General features: G+C 73.6%; 1 protein-coding gene. It reads right to left on the bottom strand.

All coding sequences use genetic code 11. The features are described from left to right. Positions 1–38: 38 nt before the first annotated feature. Positions 39–990, bottom strand: a 952-nt coding sequence (locus ACTIDRAF_RS0224830; protein ID WP_026066471.1) for a dihydrolipoamide acetyltransferase family protein, incomplete at its 5' end; no start/stop codon positions are given.

The following is a 990-nucleotide window of genomic DNA, read 5'->3' on the forward strand; positions in this document are numbered from 1 at the left end:
GCCCACCATGCGCTGGGCGGCCGCCGTGACCGGGAGGGTCAGAAGGTCAGGGCCATCCCGGGGTCGGCCAGCAGCGCGCCGACGTCCGCGAGGAACTGGGAGCCCTGCTGCCCGTCGACCACCCGGTGGTCGAAGCTGAGCGCCAGCTGGCAGACCTTCCTGGGCACGATCTGCCCGTCCACCACCCACGGCATGTCGCGGATGGCGCCGAGCGCGAGGATCGCCGACTCACCGGGATTGATGATCGGCGTTCCGGTGTCGACCCCGAAGACGCCCACGTTGGTGATGGTGAAGGTGCCGCCCAGCATGTCCGCCGGCGCGGTCCTCCCCTCCCTTGCCGTCGTGGCCAGGTCCTCCAGCGCCGACGCCAGCTCACGCAGCGACAGCCGGTGCGCGTCCCGGACCTTCGGCACCACGAGACCCCGGGGAGTGGCCGCCGCGATACCCAGGTGCACCGAGGACTTGTAGACGATCTCGGCGCTCTCCTCCTCCCAGACCGCGTTCACGTCCGGGGTGCGGCGCACGGCGAGGCACACCGCCTTCGCGGCGAAGGCCAGCGGGGTGAGCCTGACGTCCCGGAAGTCCGGGTGGTTCTTCAGCCTGGCCCGCAGGTCCATCATCGGCGTGACGTCGACGGTGAGGAACTCGGTGACGTGGGGAGCGGTGAAGGCGCTGCGCACCATGGCCTGGGCGGTCGCCTTGCGCACCCCGCGCACCGGGACCCGCCGGTCCGGAGCCTCGGACGGGAACGCACCGCCGGTGGTGGGCGGCTCGGGCTCGGTGACCACGGCGTTCTCGACGTCGGCCCTGGTGATCACGCCGCCGGGACCGCTGCCATGCAGCGAGCGGAGGTCGACGCCCAGATCCCTGGCGAGCTTGCGCACCGGCGGCTTCGCGAGCGGGACCGTGCCCGTCCGCCGCTCCGCCTGGGAAGGCGGACCAGCGGCCACCGGGGCGGGGGCCGGCGGCGCGGCGGGCGGCCGCTCCGGT

It is taken from the genome of Actinoalloteichus spitiensis RMV-1378 (assembly GCF_000239155.1).
GTDB lineage: Bacteria > Actinomycetota > Actinomycetes > Mycobacteriales > Pseudonocardiaceae > Actinoalloteichus_B > Actinoalloteichus_B spitiensis.